At 67.1% G+C, this 16,996-nt stretch carries 13 protein-coding genes, 1 tRNA gene and 1 pseudogene; 7 read left to right on the forward strand and 8 right to left on the reverse strand.

The annotated features are described in order from the left end of the window. Positions 1-3: 3 nt before the first annotated feature. On the forward strand, positions 4-1,386 hold the full coding sequence (locus tag GYB83_RS21585) for an aspartate aminotransferase family protein (RefSeq protein WP_161897329.1): 1,383 nt from the start codon (positions 4-6) through the stop codon (positions 1,384-1,386). A gap of 78 nt (positions 1,387-1,464) precedes the next feature. Here GYB83_RS21585 and GYB83_RS21590 read toward each other — a convergent pair whose 3' ends face one another. Beyond that, positions 1,465-2,178 (reverse strand): gamma-glutamyl-gamma-aminobutyrate hydrolase family protein, encoded by a 714-nt coding sequence (locus GYB83_RS21590; protein WP_161897330.1) that lies wholly within the window; start codon positions 2,176-2,178, stop codon positions 1,465-1,467. Positions 2,179-2,420: 242 nt separating this feature from the next. On the opposite strand from GYB83_RS21590, the gene GYB83_RS21595 reads away from it, so the two are divergent. Both GYB83_RS21595 and GYB83_RS21600 read left to right on the forward strand, forming a co-directional pair. Further along, a complete protein-coding gene (locus GYB83_RS21595; protein ID WP_161897331.1) occupies positions 2,421-4,247 on the forward strand; it encodes an amino acid permease in 1,827 nt (608 codons plus the stop codon). Beyond that, positions 4,244-5,134, forward strand: a complete 891-nt coding sequence (locus GYB83_RS21600; protein ID WP_161897332.1) for a universal stress protein — start codon at positions 4,244-4,246, stop codon at positions 5,132-5,134. The genes GYB83_RS21595 and GYB83_RS21600 overlap by 4 nt, the downstream gene beginning before the upstream one ends. A 44-nt stretch (positions 5,135-5,178) precedes the next feature. On the opposite strand, the gene GYB83_RS21605 is transcribed toward GYB83_RS21600, so the two are convergent. The 3 genes from GYB83_RS21605 to GYB83_RS21615 are packed head-to-tail and all read right to left on the reverse strand — an operon-like array spanning position 5,179 to position 9,310. Beyond that, positions 5,179-6,228, reverse strand: coding sequence for an NAD-dependent epimerase/dehydratase family protein (locus GYB83_RS21605; protein ID WP_161897333.1), 1,050 nt, complete (start codon positions 6,226-6,228; stop codon positions 5,179-5,181). Beyond that, positions 6,225-7,892: an FAD-dependent oxidoreductase gene (locus GYB83_RS21610; RefSeq protein ID WP_161897334.1), complete on the reverse strand. Its 1,668-nt coding sequence runs from the start codon at positions 7,890-7,892 to the stop codon at positions 6,225-6,227. Before GYB83_RS21610 ends, GYB83_RS21605 begins: the two co-directional genes overlap by 4 nt. Then, positions 7,889-9,310, reverse strand: a complete 1,422-nt coding sequence (locus GYB83_RS21615) for a cytochrome P450 (protein ID WP_186349829.1) — start codon at positions 9,308-9,310, stop codon at positions 7,889-7,891. The genes GYB83_RS21610 and GYB83_RS21615 overlap by 4 nt, the downstream gene beginning before the upstream one ends. 132 nt (positions 9,311-9,442) lie before the next feature. Between GYB83_RS21615 and GYB83_RS21620 the strand changes: the two genes are divergently transcribed. Further along, positions 9,443-10,705 carry a PucR family transcriptional regulator gene (locus tag GYB83_RS21620; protein WP_161897335.1) on the forward strand — a complete coding sequence of 421 codons (1,263 nt, stop codon included), beginning with the start codon at positions 9,443-9,445 and terminating at the stop codon, positions 10,703-10,705. Positions 10,706-10,819: 114 nt separating this feature from the next. Then, on the forward strand, positions 10,820-11,392 hold the full coding sequence (locus tag GYB83_RS21625; RefSeq protein ID WP_161897336.1) for a hypothetical protein: 573 nt from the start codon (positions 10,820-10,822) through the stop codon (positions 11,390-11,392). A 150-nt stretch (positions 11,393-11,542) separates the two neighbouring features. On the opposite strand, the pseudogene GYB83_RS21630 reads toward GYB83_RS21625, so the two are convergent. From GYB83_RS21630 to GYB83_RS21640, 3 genes and pseudogenes are all read right to left on the reverse strand, one after another. Next, positions 11,543-12,783, reverse strand: a pseudogene (locus GYB83_RS21630) (IS3 family transposase). A 35-nt stretch (positions 12,784-12,818) separates the two neighbouring features. Continuing rightward, a complete protein-coding gene (locus tag GYB83_RS21635) occupies positions 12,819-12,965 on the reverse strand; it encodes a hypothetical protein (RefSeq protein ID WP_161897337.1) in 147 nt (48 codons plus the stop codon). Positions 12,966-13,131: 166 nt separating this feature from the next. Beyond that, a tRNA-Ala gene (locus tag GYB83_RS21640) sits at positions 13,132-13,204 on the reverse strand. 237 nt (positions 13,205-13,441) lie between these two features. Here GYB83_RS21640 and GYB83_RS24140 point away from each other — a divergent pair. Next, the gene (locus GYB83_RS24140; RefSeq protein WP_161897338.1) at positions 13,442-15,895 is read left to right on the forward strand and encodes an IS30 family transposase; all 2,454 of its coding nucleotides are present in this window, start codon (positions 13,442-13,444) and stop codon (positions 15,893-15,895) included. 21 nt (positions 15,896-15,916) lie between these two features. Further along, the gene (locus GYB83_RS21650; protein WP_161897339.1) at positions 15,917-16,264 is read left to right on the forward strand and encodes a hypothetical protein; all 348 of its coding nucleotides are present in this window, start codon (positions 15,917-15,919) and stop codon (positions 16,262-16,264) included. On the opposite strand, the gene GYB83_RS21655 is transcribed toward GYB83_RS21650, so the two are convergent. Further along, entirely contained in the window at positions 16,265-16,981 is a 717-nt protein-coding gene (locus GYB83_RS21655) for a DsbA family protein (RefSeq protein WP_161897340.1), read from the reverse strand. Positions 16,982-16,996 lie beyond the last annotated feature (15 nt).

Genomic DNA, 16,996 nt, shown 5'->3' on the forward strand with positions numbered 1-16,996 from the left:
CTCATGACCGCACTCCCCGGCGGCGTCGATCTCGACGTCGCAGTCGCAGAGGGCGCACGGGCGTACGAGCTCGACCGCGCGCACGTCTTCCACTCCTGGTCGGCGCAGGGTTCACTCACCCCGATGACGGTGATCGCGGCCGAGGGGTCGTACGTCTGGGACGGCGAAGGCAACCGTCTCCTCGACTTCTCGTCCCAGCTGGTCAACACCAACATCGGCCATCAGCATCCGAAGGTCGTCGCGGCGATCGCGGAGCAGGCGGCGAAGCTGTGCACCGTCGCGCCGCAGCACGTGAACGCCGCGCGCAGCGAAGCGGCGAGGCTCATCGCCGAACGCACTCCCGGCGACCTGAATCGGATCTTCTTCACCAACGGCGGCGCCGACGCGGTCGAGCACGCGGTTCGGATGGCGCGACTGCACACCGGGAAGCACAAGGTGCTCGCGCGCTACCGCGGATACCACGGCGGCACCGACCTCGCGGTCAACCTGACCGGTGATCCCCGTCGGTTCCCGAGCGATCGCGGCGCGCACGGGGTGGTCCATTTCAACGGACCGTTCCTCTACCGTTCGGTGTTCCACTCGCAGACACCGGAGCAGGAGTGCGAGCGCGCCCTCGAGGAGCTGCGTCGGGTGATCGAACTGGAGGGGCCGGGCACCATCGCGGCGGTCATCCTGGAGTCGATCCCGGGGACCGCGGGAATCATGATCCCGCCGCCCGGCTACCTCGCGGGCGTCAGGGACCTGTGCACCGAGTTCGGGATCGTCATGATCGCCGACGAGGTGATGGCCGGATTCGGACGCAGCGGGAAGTGGTTCTCGATCGAACACGCCACGACCGAGGCCGGGCCCGTCGTTCCCGATCTGATGACTTTCGCCAAGGGCGTCAACTCGGGATACGTGCCGGTCGGCGGCGTCGCGATCAACGACGCGATCGCCGCGACGTTCACCGATCGTGTGTACCCGGGCGGCCTGACCTACTCGGGGCATCCGCTGGCGACGGCCTCGATCGTCGCCACGATCAACGCGATGGAGGACGAGGACGTCGTCGGCAACGCCGCCCGCATCGGCGCCGATGTGATCGGACCGACGCTGGCGCGCATGCGGGACGCTCACCCCTCCATCGGCGAGGTCCGTGGAGCGGGCGTCTTCTGGGCGATCGAACTGGTGAAGGACCGCGAGACCCGCGAACCCCTTGCGGCGTACGGCGGATCGAGCCCCGCGATGGCGGAGACGATCGCCGCCTGCCGCAAGGGCGGCCTCCTCCCCTTCGCCAACTTCAACCGGATTCACGTGGTCCCTCCGTGCAACATCGGCGCCGCCGACGTCGAGGAGGGACTGCGAATCCTCGACGAGGCACTGTTCGTGGCCGACGCACACACCGCGTAGGTCACCCCCGCCGAACGACCCCGGGACGGACGTCGACCGCGTCCGCCCCGGGGTCGTTCTCGTCTCATCCGCCTCGTCTCATCCGCGCCGTGCGGCGACCACGTCCACGAACGCCGAGATCACGGTCGACCCCGGATCCTCCTCCGGATGCCACTGGACTCCGACCGCGTACGCGCCCGCGGGCTCGACCGCCTCCACCGCTTCGACGATGCCGTCCGGCGCGCGACCGGTCACCCGCAGGCCCGCCCCGAGTCGACCCACCGCTTGATGATGGTGCGAGTCGACGACGACGTCCTCGGATCCACAGAGCGCGGCCACCCGGGATCCCCCGGTGAGGCGGACCGGATGCCGCTCGAACACACCGGGGGTCGCCAAGTGGACCGTCGTGCCGGTGACGTCGGGGACGTGCTGGACGAGGTCGCCGCCGCGGGCGACGTTGAGCACCTCCATCCCCCGGCAGATGCCGAGGAGCGGCACACCCGTCTCGACGCACACCCGCGCGACGGCGATCTCGACCTCGTCGCGCAGTGGATCCGTCGGACCCGTCCGATCGTCGGCGGCGCCCAGATAGCACGACGGGTCCAGGTCGCCTCCGCCGACGAGCACGACTCCGTCGACCGCGGCCACCATGCGCGGAACGGCGTCCAGGAGAAGTGTGCTCGGAGCGAATACGACGGCCAGTCCGCCCGCCGCCGTGACCGCGCGCAGGTAGGTGTCGGGCACCATCACCACGTCCCGTTCCCACACCTGCGCCCACCGACATCGAGTCGGCACGCCGACGATGCCGATCACCGGCGAAATCCTGCTGACCTGCGGTGTCTGCCCATTCGTCCGTCCGTCGACCATACGGACAACGATGCCCGTCGACACCCCTCTCGACCGATTACAGCTTGTAAATGACACAGGCCATGTCGTTACATTTCGTCGGTTCCGGCATCCCCTCTCGCGGGGCACTCTTGATCCGTATTGTTTGTGATCTCCATCACCCTCGGACGCGGCGGGGCGCCGACGTCCACCTAGCAGGAGGTATCAGGTTGAGCGGGACTCCCGAGCTCAAGAAGGCGTTGTCGGAACGACAACTCCGCATGATCGCGATCGGCGGCGTCATCGGCGCCGGGCTGTTCGTCGGATCCGGCGTCGTCATCAAGGCGACCGGGCCGGCGTCATTCATCACATACGCCCTCGCGGGCGTCCTCGTCATCATGGTCATGCGCATGCTCGCCGAGATGGCCGTGGCGAACCCCTCCACCGGATCCTTCTCCGACTACGCACGGAACGCGATGGGCAACTGGGCGGGATTCTCGGTCGGCTGGTTGTACTGGTACTTCTGGGTTGTCGTGGTCGGATTCGAGGCGATCGCCGGAGCGAAGATCATCCAGTTCTGGATGCCGTCCGCACCGATCTGGCTCACCTCCATGCTGCTGCTCGCGGCGATGACTGCGACAAATCTGTTCTCGGTCGCCTCGTTCGGCGAGTTCGAATTCTGGTTCGCGGGAATCAAGGTCGCGGCGATCACCCTGTTCATCGTGCTGGGGTCGTGCTACGTCTTCGGCCTCTGGCCCGACCGGAGCATGGACTTCTCGAACCTGACCGCCTACGGCGGGTTCTTCCCGCTCGGAGTCGGCGCGGTGACGGTCGGCGTGGTGCTCACCATCTTCTCGATGGTCGGCGCCGAGATCGCGACGATCGCGGCGGCCGAGTCGGAGAATCCGGAGCGCGCGGTGGCGAAGGCCGCGAACTCGGTGATCATGCGAATCGCCATCTTCTTCGTCGGTTCGGTCTTCCTGCTCACCGCCATCCTGCCCTGGAACAGCGACGACCTCGCCGCGTCGCCGTTCGTCTCGGCGATCGAGCAGATGGGCATCCCGGCCGCCCAGCACATCATGAACGCCGTCGTCCTCACCGCGGTCCTGTCGTGCCTGAACTCGGGGATGTACACCGCGTCGCGCATGCTGTTCGTGCTCGCCGCTCGCCGCGAGGCTCCGGCCCAACTCGTTCAGGTCACCAAGCGCGGCGTGCCGATGTACGCGATCGTCGGCTCATCGGTCATCGGCTTCGTGTGCGTCATCGCCGCCGCGTTCTGGGAGGACACGATCTTCGCCTTCCTGTTGAACTCGTCTGGCGCCATCATCCTGTTCGTCTACCTGCTGATCGCCATATCGCAGACCGTCCTCCGGTTCCGCAACGGGAGCGAGAGCCTCAAGGTCAAGATGTGGTTCTTCCCGGTGTTGTCGATCCTGACGATCGTGGCGATTGTCGCGATCCTCGTCCAGATGTACATCGACGAGGCCGTCCGCTCCCAGCTCATCCTGAGCCTGCTCGCGTTCGCCGTCGTGATCGTGCTGTTCTTCGCCAACCGCCAGTTCGTCCAGTCGCGGCCGATCACGCCCGACGTCTCCGCTCAGACCGCTCGTCCGACCAGCATCGTCGTCCTCGCGAATCAGACGGTCGGCTCGGAGGAGCTGATGTCCGAGCTGCGCTCGATCGGCGCGGACCAGGGAACGGTGTTCCACGTGGTCGTCCCGGCCAGCCCGATCGAGACCGGAGCGGCCGACGTCCACGGGCCGCTCGACGTCTGGGAGGCGACGACCCGGATCGCGAACGAGCGCCTCGAGGACACCCTGTCCACGCTCCGTACGGAGGGCTTCACGGCCGACGGACGACTCGGCGACTACCGCCCGCTCCGGGCGCTCGCAGCCGCCGTCGACGAGCATCGCCCCGATCGGATCGTCATCTCGACGCTTCCGCCCGAGGAGTCGGTGTGGGAGCGGTTCGACGTCATCGACAGAGCGCGCGCCGAACACCACCTTCCGGTGACACACGTCGTCGCACGGATGAGCGCATCGGGTTCGGTCCAGTGACGGTCCTCGCCGGATTCAGCGCGAGTCGGAAGGGGTCCGCGCCGGTCGCACTGGCGAGCCAGATCGCACGCACCACGGGCGAAGACGTGGTGGCGGCCGCCGTCGTCGAACGACGCATGCCCGTCGCCGTCGACCCGGTCGAGGACGAGTACATCGCCTACGTCGCGGTTCAGGCCGAACGTGCGCTGCTCGGCGCGGTCGACGACGTGCGCGGCGGCCCGGGGGTGCGCGTCGAAGTGGTCCAGGCGCCGTCGATCCGCGACGGCCTGGCGAGTGCCGCGGCCGAGCATTCGGCGAACCTGGTGACAGTCGGATCCTCGTCGTCCGGGGTGCTGGGGCGAATCGCGTTGGGCAGCGTCACCGAGCAGTTGGTCCACACCGCCGAGGTGCCGGTCGCGATCGCACCGCGCGGCTACCAGCCGGGGGCCGTGCCGATCACACGGCTGACCGCGGCGTTCGGCGGCAAGGCCGACGTCAACGGGCTCATCAAGTCCGCGGCGGAACTGTCCGCGTCGTGGAACGTCCCGCTGCGGGTCGCCTCGTTCAACGTGCGCGACGTCAGCGGCATCATGGGGACGACCGATCCCGCGGCCGCCGAGAACCTGGTGCTCCAGAAATGGTGGACGCGCACTCGCGACGACATCGACCAGCAGCTCGAGGAGGCCTGTCACGCGCTCGCGACCGTGACGAGACCACAGATCGCGGTCGGCGTCGGCCGGGACTGGTCGTCGGCCGTCAACGACATCGACTGGCAGGCGGGCGACATGCTGCTCCTCGGGTCCGGCGCCGCGGCGCAGCTGCAGCACGTGTTCCTCGGCACCGCGGCGGCTCGCATCGTCCGCAGCTCCCCGGTGCCGGTCATGATCCTCCCGCGGGGCAAGGAGTGAACCGAGGACACGCCTGACTCGACGCTCGAGACGACGGCCCGGTCCTACGAGGCCAGGCCGTCGTCGATCATCTGCTGGAAGTGGTCGACGATGCTCTTCTCGGGCGCGATGAAGTCGATGCCGAGCTCTCGGCGCGTGCGGCTGTTGTCGAATCGCAGCGGCCACCCGACGTTGCGGTCGACGAACTTCCTCGTCATCCCCGCGGCCGGAGCACCAATCTTGACGAGAGCCTTCGGCAGTTCGCGCGTCGGAAAGGCCCGCCGCTTCCCGGACGCACCGGCCAGGAACCTGCCCATGTCCAGCAGACTCACGGTGCCCGATGTGGCGATGTACCGACCGTGCGCCGCGGGCGTGAAGCCCGCGGCGATGTGCGTGCGCGCCGCGTCCCGCACGTCCACCACGCCCATCTCGAGGGCTGGCGCGCCGAACGTCATGGACCCGTCGGCGAAGTGCCCGATCATGGTCATACTGCCCGAAGCGCTGCTCGTGGTCAGCGACGGCCCGAAGACCAGGCCGGGGTGCACCGTCACCAGGTCCCAGCGGTCCTGGGCGTCGTGGAGCTTCCACGCCTCCTTCTCCGCCACGGTCTTGGAGTAGCTGTACTCCTGATGCGTATCGGTGCTCGTCGTGTTCCAGTCCGCGTCGGTGAAGCACTCCTTTCCGCGCATGTCGACGTTGTCGCCGTGAATCGCCGCGACACTGCTCGTGAGCACCACGCGACGCACAGAATCGGTCGCGTCCACGCTGTTCACGACGTTGCGAGTACCCTCGAGCGCCGGTCGGATCAACTGCTCCCTCGGGTCGCTCAGCCTGCCCATCAGGAACGGCGAGGCCGTGTGGATGACAAGCTCGCAGCCCGTCATGGCTTCCGCGAAGCTGCCCCGGTCCAGCAGGTCCGCGGCGTGCAGGGTGAGTCGCCCCGGGTGCTGTTCGGCCAGTGCGTGCAGGTGGTCGAGTCCCGTGGGCTTGCGCGGATCACGGACGGTGGCGCGCACCGTCCGGCCGTCCTCGAGCAGGTATCGGACGATCCAGCTCGCCAGATAGCCGCTGCCGCCAGTGACGAGGACGGGTGCGTTCGGGTCGATCTCGGTCATGTTCTCTCCTTGTTGTCTGGGTACGACAGCGCGCCGACGGGATCGCCGCCCGGGGATCGGCCCGCCGCACCGATCAGCGCATCGAGGTCGGTCAGTTTCACCCGCGGGCGGCCGGCTCTCCGGCCCGCCGCTCGCTCCGCGGCGTCGATCCGCTTCCATGCGGCGCCGTCGACGACGGTGGCCCCACGTCTCACCGCGTCCGTCGCGATGTCCGGATCGGTGGCCCGCGGCGCGAGCACGCCGACTGCGGCGTCGTCCAGGACCGCCCGCGCCGTCTCCTCGCCGCAGCGCCGGTTCGCGCCGATGCCGCCGCGCGATCCTCGTTTGATCCACCCGGCCACGTACTTCCCCGGGATCACCTCGCCGGTCGCCGGGTCGACCACCCGGCCCTCCCGGTTCGGAACGGTGCCGCCGGCGTCGTCGAACGGGAGGCCGTCGAGCGGTTCCCCCGCGTAGCCGATCGACCGGACAACGAGCGACGTGTCGAGTTCGTCGGGCGCTCCGCCGACCGTGACCCGCAATGTCCGCACCCGACCGCGGTCGTCGCCGAGCATCTCCGTGATCCGGGTGTGGAAACGGAACACGAGACGGCGGTTCTCGGGGCGGGCCGTGCGTGCGGCGAAGTCGTGCAGGAGCTCGACCTTGGCCGCGGTCACGTCGTCGAGGCTTCCGAGTCTGTCGGAGTCCGGCGCCGGGTCGTCCACGACGACGTCGACGCCCGACAGATCCGCGAGGCCGGCGAGCTCGCCGATGGTGAACGCGGCGTCGGCCGGTCCGCGCCGCCCGAGCAGCACGACCTCGCGGACGGAGCGCTCGCGCAGCGCTTCCAATGCGTGGTCGGCGATGTCGGTGCGGGCCAGCACATCCGGATCGGAGAGGAGGATGCGCGCCACATCGAGCGCCACATTGCCGTTGCCGACCACGACGACGCGCTCGCCCGACAGGTCGAACCGCCGGTGGGCGTAGTCCGGGTGGCCGTTGTACCAGGCGACGAACTCGGTGGACGAGATGCTGCCCGCGAGCGCTTCGCCTTCGATCCCCAGCGACTTGGGCGCCGACGCACCGTGTGCGTAGACGACCGCAGAGTACGCGTCGGCCAGGGCGGCGGCAGTGACGTGCGGGCCGACCTCGACACCGAGCAGATAGCGGAACCGCGGCGACGCGGCCACCTCTTCGAGTGTCTCCCCCACCCTCTTGGTGGCGCCGTGGTCGGGCGCGACGCCGGAGCGGATCAGGCCCAGTGGGGTCGGCAGCCGGTCGAGCACGTCCACGTGCACGTTCGACTCGGTGAGCAGTTCCTTCGCCGTGTACAGCCCGGCCGGTCCGGAGCCCACCACCGCGACCCGGATCGGCGCGGAGACCCCCGCGGGACGGTACGGGCGGAACGGCACGAGTCCATCCCGCACATCGTGATCGCGGTAGTACGCGGCGTTGATGTCGAGGAACACCGTCTCGGTGACGGTGAGGGCGTCATCCGGGACTATCGCGTCCACCGGGCACTCGGGCACACAGGCTCCGCAGTCGATGCAGGTGTCGGGGTCCACGTACAACATCTCGGCGGTCGCGAAGCCGGGCTCGTCCGGTGTGGGATGGATGCAGTTGACCGGGCACGCCGCCACACAACCCCCGTCGTTGCAACACGGTTGGGTGATCACGTGGCTCATGACGGTTCCGGCTTCTCGTGGTGGTACGGGCAGCCTGTGGGTTCGGTCGGCGATCCGGGGGAAGCGGCCGGGCGCTCGCGTCGCGTGACGCTGATGAGGCCCCCGCGGGCGGGCGCGAACGGGAGCCCCTTGAAGACGATCCGCTCGTCGGGTTCGTCGGTGGGCTCGATCCGGTACGTGGTCAGCACGGTCCGGAGGATGACGGCCATCTCCATGGTCGCGAACGTCGCGCCGACGCAACGGCGGACGCCGCCGCCGAACGGGGTCCACGCGTAGGTGTCGGGCATACGTCCCAGGAACCGGTCGGGAGCGAACTCGTCGGGCCGCGGGAAGTACCGAGGGTCGTTGTGCACCAGCGACGTCGCCGTGTACAGGTTCACCCCGTGGGGAAGCACCCATTCACGGAAACGCATCCTGTCCACCAGTACCCGGCGTGTGGTGCCGTCGATGGTGGGCCGTGTGCGCATCACCTCGTGGATGGTGGCCTGCAGGTATGTCGCGCCGCCCTCGTCGATTTCGGCGACGAGCCGGCCGAGCGTGTGCGGATGTCGACTCAACCGCTCGAACGCCCAGGCCAGCGAGGTCGCCGTGGTCTCGTGACCGGCCGCTACCAGGGTCACCAGCTCGTCGCCGATCTCCTCGTGCGTCAGGGCCGTCCCGTCGTCATGCCGGGCACGCAGCATCAGCGAGAGGATGTCGGTGCGGTCCTCGAATCCGGGGTCGGCCTGCGCGCGGACGATCAAGCGCTCGAGGATGTCGTCGAACTGCCGACGCATCGCCAGGTGCCGACGCCACGGGCTGAGCGGCCCCCAGTCCCATTGGAGCGGGCGCACGCTGAACAGGACGGCACCGAACTTGATCCATTTGGGCGTCAGTTCGCGCAACTCGTCGAACTCCGCGCCCTCGGCGCCGAACACGACCCGAAGGATGATGTTCAGCGCGATCCTGTTGGTCGAGGTGATCGTGGCGAAACGCCGCCCCACCGGCCACCCGGCGATCTCCTTGCGCGTCTCCTCCTCTACGAGAGACTCGAAGGCCCGAAGGTTCCGCCCGTGGAACGGCGGGGTGAGCACTCGGCGGTGACGCTTGTGCTCGGCGGTCTGCTTGCCGAAGATCGAGCCGTCGCCGAACATCACGTCGAGGCTGGGCTCGACGCCTCCGGCCACGTCGGACGGGATGTGGAACAGCTCGTTGAACATCGCGGGCTCGGTGAGGACGACTGTCGTGCCGAATCCGGGGATCCACATGGTGAACGCCGGGCCGTGCCTATCCGCCATTTCACGCAGCAGCCGGGGCCGGTCGGTCACGAAGCGCAGCACGTTACGTGGGGTGAACCGCGGGCCCGGAGGGAGGCGGACGGGTTCACCGTCCGCTCGATGCTCCACGGCCGGGGCCGGTCGTCGAACAGTGATCGCCATGGCTGCTCCTGCGGACATCGGATGGGTGTTCCTCTCATGGTCGAGCGTGCGATACCCGAAAGGAAGGTGCACACGTCTCAGAAGTCGCCGATCCATGTGCACTATGCATCATTACGCCCATAGGATGGATTCATGGAGACTCCTGATTGCAGTCCGGCGGTGACGGACCTGATCCGGCGATCCGCCGAAGCCGTCCTCGCAGCTCCGGCCAGCTGGTTCGAGGAGGTCGAAGACGCCGCCTTCTCCGCGTCCGACATGCGGCCGGTCGTCGAGGATCCGGAGTGGCGCGCCTTCGCCATTCGCGGCGCGCACGCGCTCATGCTGCACTGGGCTTCGGCGAACGCGGAGCATCCGGGGCGTGCCGTCCCGCCCCTGGTCACCGATCTGCAGGAGATCGCCCGAACCGTCGTCCGCCGCGGCCACACCGAAGCCAGCGTCGATGCGTACCGGCTGGGTCAGAACGTCGCGTGGCGGCGCTGGATGAAGATCGCGTTCGGATTGAGCACCGACGTCGACGACCTCGCCGCCATGCTCGACATCACCTCGAATTCGATCGGCGCTTTCGTCGACGCCACGATCACCGCCCTCACCGCGGAGATCACGACGGAACGCGAGCGGGTGCAACGCAGCCGCGAGGCCGACCGATTGCAGGCGGTCTCGCTCCTCATCGCGGGCGACTGGCCGGACGGGCGGTCCACCGAGTTCGCGTTGGACTACCGGCTCGACCAGACGCATACCGCGGTGGTCGTCTGGAGCACCGACGCCTCGCCGCCGCTGACGGAGATGGAACGCGCCGTCGACGAGGTGGCGCGGCGGGTCGGCGCCCGCGTCTCGATGCACGTCCTCGCCAGTCCGGGCACCGTCTGGGGCTGGCTCGGTTCGGCCGACCGCGGCAGCTTGCATGACGCGACCGGCGTCGCGGGCGCCGGATCGCCGTGGCGCATCGCGATCGGCTCCACCGCGCGGGGTCGCGACGGATTTCGCACATCCCATCTCGACGCATTGAGCGCTCAGCGCATGATGGCGCGGATGGAGACCGAGCACACCGTGGCGACCTTCGACGACGTCGAAGGGATCCTGCTGCTCACCGCACAGCCGGACCAGGCCGATCGGTTCGTGACCCACACTCTCGGGCCGCTGGCCTCCGGCCACCCGGAACTGCGCGAGGCGGTGCGGGCGTACCTGCGCGAGCAGTGCAATGCGTCCCGAGCCGCTCGCGCGCTGTACTCACACCGCAACACCCTGCTGCGCCGCATCAAGCGCGCCGACGAACTCCTCCCCCAGCCCATCGAACAGAACGCGCTGAACATCGGCATGGCGCTCGAGATCGCGTACTGGCGGGGCGCCGTCGCGCCGGAGGATCGAAACGTCCGCACCGAACCAGCCGATCAGTAGTGCATGATGCACCTGTAGCACTCTGACCAGGGCACTGTGCACCTCGCGAGTGCGGCGAGGCCGTGCGAGTGTGAGACACGTCCGATGTAGTCCGATAGACGGAGATCCCACACCATGTCCACCATTGCTCACCGCGCCGACGACCTGACCTCGATGTCCCACAGCGAACTCGTCGAACTGTTCCTCACGCTGGAGGCGCCGAGCCTCTCGGAGATGGTCGGCGAGTTCGATGGAACGCCACTGGCCCAGCCCGGCGTTCTGCGCACGGTCGTCGCCGCCGTCAAGGTGCGCAACCCGCTGTACCGATGGAAGACCAAGGGCTTCCGGCAGATCGACGAGACCTCTGGCCGCGGCTACAACATCCATCGCTGGGCGGTCACCGGGAGCCTGGTGTACCGAGACCCGATGACCACCCGGATCGCCGACTCCGACATCGACGGCCGACCCGCATTCCAACTCGACTACCGAACCTTCGACACCGTCAACGGCCTGGTCAACCTCCTCGACGACGTGCGACGGGTGCAGCCCGGCCTGTACCTCGGCTTCGGCATGCTTGGCCTCACCGACCGGCAGCGCTCCGTGCTCCAGCCGTTCATGCTCGAGGCCACCTCCCGCCCGTACAAGGGTGACGTCGGCTCGCTCCGTAGCGAACAGCGACACGGTTTCATCGGCGCTTCGCAGCGCTGATACGTGACTGGGCGCGGCGACGCCCTTGAAAGCGGGCGGCGCGGGTTGGGCATGGTGGCCGGTGTCGGGCTCGTATGGAACGCAAAGAACCCCGTTCCGACTCAAGGTCGGAACGGGGTTCTGTCAAGACCCGAGTTTGTTGGAGACCGATCAGTTGTTCTGTGAGGTGAGTTCGCGGGCCCGATTCTGGGTCCAGTAGTCGGCTTCGGCCGCGGCGGGTGGTTGGTAGTCCAAGGCCGAGTGCAGGCGGGTGGTGTTGTACCAGTGGACCCATTCGGCGGTGGCGATCTCGACGGCGTTGGTGCTTGTCCACGGTCCTTTCTTGTAGATCAGCTCGTGCTTGTACAACGAGTTCAGGGCTTCGGCCATCGCGTTGTCGTAGGAGTCCCCGCGCGAGCCGACTGAGGCGATGGCGCCGGCTTCATCGAGGGCCTGGGTGTAGCGGATGGCTCGGTATTGCACCCCGCGGTCGGAGTGATGGATCAGCGCGGTTAGGTCTTGACCGGACCGCCGGCGCAGCCACAATCCCATCGCCAGGGCGTCGATCGCGAGGTCAGCGAACATGCGGGTCGAGGTCTGCCACCCGACGATCATCCGGGAGAACACGTCCAACACGAACGCTACGTACACCCATCCGACCTCGGTCCGCACGTACGTGATGTCGGCAACCCACAGCTGATTCGGCGCGTCAGCGTGAAATGTGCGGTCGACCAGATCGGCCGGACGCGCCGTTTCCGGTGCCGGGCGGGTGGTCCGTGGGAACTTGCCCCGCACGACGCCCCGGATCCCCAGGTCAGCGCATAGTCGTTCGATAGTGCACTTGGCTACGGTGATCCCCTCCATGCGCAGTGCGGCGCGGATCTTGCGTTGTCCGTAGATTCCGCCGGTGGCCTCATAGACCCGCATGATCTGGGTCTTGAGGTACTCGTCTCGCACTGCTCTGGCCGACGGTGGCCGGGTGCGGGCGGCGTAATAAGTCGATGGCGCGATCGCGCAGCCAGCCTCGGTCAGAGCGGTGCAGATCGCCTCGACGGGCCATCGATGTCGGTGCTGATCGATGAAGGCGACGATCAGCGGTGTGGCCGGTCGAGCTCGGCCGCGAAGAAAGCCGACGCCGTCTTCAAGATCTCGTTCGCCCGACGCAGCTCTCGAACTTCGTTCTCCAACAAGCGGATCCGCTCAATATCGGAAATCGTTTCAATCCCAGGCGATTCGGCTTGGCCGTCTTCGACGCGACGGACCCAGTTCCGCAGGGTTTCGGGGTTGATGTCGAGTTGCTTAGCGATCCGGGCCAGAGCTCCGGGCGCGGTCTCGGGATCCTTCCGAGCATCGATGGCCATGCGTGTGGCACGGTCCCGCAACTCGGGTGAGTACTTCGATGGGCGAGGCATGAAACAAGTGTCCCTTCCGGTCAAACCTGTCTCCATCAAACCCGGGACGATTCAGTCCGCTGGAACGCCACCTCCCACCGCGTGGACCGCAACAGCGGCACGCCCAACGACACCACCACCAGCGCGTACACAATGATCGGCGTGAGGAACAAGGACATAAGGACCGTCTGCATCACATTCATGCACGAGAGCGTAGAACGCCACACCGACAAGTTCGTCTTACGGAACAGCGCTCGCGCTTCACTGCGGCCCAATTCGGACCGGCGGACTGTCATACGGCAAACGAACCCCAACCTCCGCGAAAGCAGGGGCCAGGGTTCGATCAAGACACATCAGGTCTCGAATCTGTGGAGCTAAGGGGACTCGAACCCCTGACCCCCACACTGCCAGTGTGGTGCGCTACCAGCTGCGCCATAGCCCCGTGTTCACTTGTATACACCCAGGCCGTTGCCTTTCTGAGTGCGATAGCTAAGTTACCGTACCGCCTTCACCCCAACCAAATCCGCTGGACTGGGGCCTGACGCCACCCGGTCGCGCAATTCCGGGAGTGCCGACACGCGTTCAACGCATAGAACATTTGTTCTAGAAAACTATTGAATCTGCCATATATGAGAGATAGGATGGAACGTACATTCGATCAAGCGAAGGGGCCGGCGACATGAACTCCACAACGTCCACTGAGCAGGTCGACCTGAACACTCTCGGCGCCGAGTCCGCTGGGAACGACTTCGACGACATGGGCGCCTACCGCACGCTGTGGGCCACGGAGTCAAATCTCATGTGGCGGCGCCTGCAGCTCGTGATCGCCGTCCTCAACCGTCGGACTGCCGACATCGACGACGGCGACTCGGAGTCGGACCGCCTCCTGCTCGACACCGAGACTGTGCTCGGTGCCGAGATCGCAGCACTCATGTCTATGTCGAACGGCGCGGGCCGCACGGTCGTCGACACCGCAATGGAAGCGCGAGACCGCCTCGTGCACGTCGCAGCCCTGCTTCGCGACGGCCTGATCTCTGTTGCGTCGTTCCGCGAGATCATCCTGCAGTGCAAGGCGATCGTCGACGCCGACGTCATGTCCGCGATCGACGCGGAGATCGCCACCGACATCCGCGAAAGTGGCTCGGTCTCGAAGAGCGATGCGGCATCGATCGCGCGCCGCCACGTCGCCGAGATCGACCCCGACGCCGTGCGCGACGTCCGTCAGGCGCGCGGCAAGGGCGTCAACGTGTCGCACGACGGCGACGAGTCCGTACTGACGATCGCCGCCGACGCGGAGCAAGTCCTTCTCGCCAAGAAATCCGTCGACGCGTCGGCCGCCGAACTGACGTGCGCCGACGACTCCCGTTCGGTCGGCGCACGCCGCGCTGACTTCGCGATCGCCCGCCTCACCGGCGGAGAGTTCACGTGCGACTGCGGCAACCCCGAATGCCCGGCCACCGCGACCGACACCGAGGTGGCCGAGCGATTCGCACGGGTCGTCGTCCACGTCGTCGCCGATGCGTCGACGCTGAACGGCGAGTCGGACAAGGCCGGGTGGATGGACGGATACGGCGTGATCGACGCCCACCACGTGCGGGAAGCCGCAGCACGGCCCGACGCCACCGTGAGACCGCTCGACATGGCGGCGATCGCCGACAACCCGGCCCAGGCAGGCAACCCCTACCGCCCGACAGCGGCGACGGACACCGCTGTCCGCGCCGTTCACGGCACGTGCTCCGTGCCCGGTTGCACCCGGGCCGCGTGGTCGTGCGATCTCGACCACGTCACCGAGTACAACCATGCAGACCCCACGTCGGGCGGTGCCACCTGCCCGTGCAACCTGGCACCGAAGTGCCGCTGGCGGATTCAGGTGGCTAGCGCAACACTCCGAGGAGAGGAGTTTGCTGTGCCAGATCGGTTTCCATGGGAGGTTCGCTCGGCTGTCTTGACGGCGCTCATAGAGGGCGGCTCTGGCCGTGACGTTTCCGCCTCGTTGAATGTCGGATTGGCGACGGTCCACAAATGGGCCCATCGCGCTGGACTTCGGTACCACTTCGGCAAGACTGGCGGTGTGATTCCAATGACTGCCGGTCAAGCGACCGGCGAGGTTAAGTATCGGCGACTCACGCTCGCGGACCGTTCCTTCATCGAAGCTGGACTTGCCTGCAGCCCGCCCCTGTCGATGCGCAAGATCGCGGCCGAGCTAGGAGTCGCGCCATCGACAGTCTCCCGTGAGATCAAGACGCGCCAGCAACTCAGCTATAAGGCTCAACCTCACTATCACGCGGCAGCGGCGCACTATGCCGCGGTGGCTGATCGCATAAGACCGAGGGTGGTGAAGCTCGAAGTCTTTGGTGAACTGCGAAATGAAGTTGTGAAACGGTTGAACGACCGACTCTCGCCGGAGCAGGTCTCAGCCGAACTCCGGAAAGAGTTCCCTGACGACCCGGAGATGCATGTGTCGCACGAAACGATCTACCAGGCCCTCTACGTGCAAGGACGAGGGGCGCTGCGGCATGAACTGACCGTCGAGAAGGCCCTGCGCTCGGGACGAGCGGTACGCAAGCCACGCTCGAAGCTGCCGGCCGCGACCAATAGACCGTGGCTTGAAGGAGCCCGCCTCACAGATCGCCCCGCCGAGGCTGCCGATCGAGCGATCCCAGGGCACTGGGAGGGGGACCTGGTTATCGGCTCACGGAACAGCGCCCTGATTAGCTTGGTCGAACGCCGCTCGCGCTACACCCTTGTTGGACGTCTGGTCGACAACCGGCTGGCGCTAACCGTTGCCGAAGTCCTCCAGCAGATGGCAGTGCGTGTACCCGACGCCCTGTTCAGCACGCTCACTTGGGATCAGGGTCCGGAGATGTCTGAACACGCTCAATTCACCGTGGCAACCGACTGCAAAGTGTTCTTCTGCGACCCCCACTCGCCCTGGCAGCGACCCACCAACGAGAACACCAACGGACTGATCCGAGACTTCTATCCGAAGGGCACCGACTTCAACACGGTCAGCGACGAAGACTTGTACGAGATGGAACGCCTCCTCAACCGCCGCCCCCGGAAAGTCCTCGGATGGAACAAACCCCGAGAGGTACTCTTCGAGGACATCACAGGTGTTGCGCTAGCCACCTGAATCCGCCGCTTCCACCATCTGGTGAAGACATTCGTCGACGGCTGGCTCGACGACCTCGTAACCGATGCGAACGGCGTCATCTGGGTGGAGACCGTCACCCCGTCTGGGCAGGCCATCCGGACACGGGCCGCGAACCAATGGCTCGTCCCCGAACTCGGGCTGCTCCCGTGCAGGCACGGCGCACCCGTCGAGCCCGGAACGCCCGACCGATCGGTGCCACCGCAACGGTTCGCAAGTCGGGCCGCGACCAAGCACGCCTACCGCATGCGACTCCGGTCGCAGCGGCGCTTCGCGCGCGCCTGCGCGGAAGCGGAAGCGAAAGTTCTCGCCGGACAGGAGTTCAACAGCGCCGGCGAACCGCCGTTCTGACTAGGACTTCGGCGGGTTGGCGATGACGTCGTCGAGCCAGCCGGGGCCGTCGGTGATTCCGTCGACGACGGTGCCCGCGGACAGGACCGTCGGGGTGACGACTGATCCCTTCGTCGAGTTCTCGAGCTGGCCGCTCGACGCGTCCGCCATCGAACGGGCCTCGTCGACGAGCTTGCCGTCGGCGATGCACGTCACCGTGGCGGGCGAGGCTCCTGCGGCCCGGGCGAGCTCGGCGATGTCGGCGTTGGACGGGTCGTCGCCCGACTTGGCGAACAGCTGCGAGTGCAGTTTCCAGAAGACGTCGCGGTTGTCGTTGCGGGCGACGCACAGGACGGCGCCCGCGCCGCGCGACGAGAAGTCGCCCGAGTCCGACTCCTTGTCGAGGAAGTTCAGCAGGTGATAGCGCACGCGCACCTTTCCCGCGACGACCGCGGCCTGAATCGCGGCGCCCGACTTCGCCTCGAACTCCTTGCAGTGCGGGCAGTGGAAGTCCTCGAAGACGTCGATGGTCTCGGGCGCGGTCCGGTCGCCGACGATGAACGACGCGTTCTCCGCGAGAACCTTGTCGTCGACCGGCGGATACGACTTGTTCGACTGCCAGAGGATCCCGCCGACGACCAGAGCGACGACGACAACGCCGACCGCGATCAACGCGTACGACACCCTGCTCGACGTCGCCCGCGGCTCGTAGTCCTTGTTCTCGCTGTTCTTGCTCACGACTACGACTGTAGC

It is taken from the genome of Gordonia spumicola (assembly GCF_009932475.1).
In the GTDB taxonomy this organism is placed as follows: Bacteria; Actinomycetota; Actinomycetes; order Mycobacteriales; family Mycobacteriaceae; genus Gordonia; species Gordonia spumicola.

Coding starts and splice junctions, on each gene's coding strand:
- GYB83_RS21615 (WP_186349829.1), bottom strand. CDS start 9,310: ATGGCGATCACTGTTCGACGACCGGCCCCGGCCGTGGAGCATCGAGCG.
- GYB83_RS21610 (WP_161897334.1), bottom strand. CDS start 7,892: ATGAGCCACGTGATCACCCAACCGTGTTGCAACGACGGGGGTTGTGTG.
- GYB83_RS24140 (WP_161897338.1), top strand. CDS start 13,442: ATGAACTCCACAACGTCCACTGAGCAGGTCGACCTGAACACTCTCGGC.
- GYB83_RS21605 (WP_161897333.1), bottom strand. CDS start 6,228: ATGACCGAGATCGACCCGAACGCACCCGTCCTCGTCACTGGCGGCAGC.
- GYB83_RS21585 (WP_161897329.1), top strand. CDS start 4: ATGACCGCACTCCCCGGCGGCGTCGATCTCGACGTCGCAGTCGCAGAG.
- GYB83_RS21620 (WP_161897335.1), top strand. CDS start 9,443: ATGGAGACTCCTGATTGCAGTCCGGCGGTGACGGACCTGATCCGGCGA.
- GYB83_RS21625 (WP_161897336.1), top strand. CDS start 10,820: ATGTCCACCATTGCTCACCGCGCCGACGACCTGACCTCGATGTCCCAC.
- GYB83_RS21635 (WP_161897337.1), bottom strand. CDS start 12,965: ATGAATGTGATGCAGACGGTCCTTATGTCCTTGTTCCTCACGCCGATC.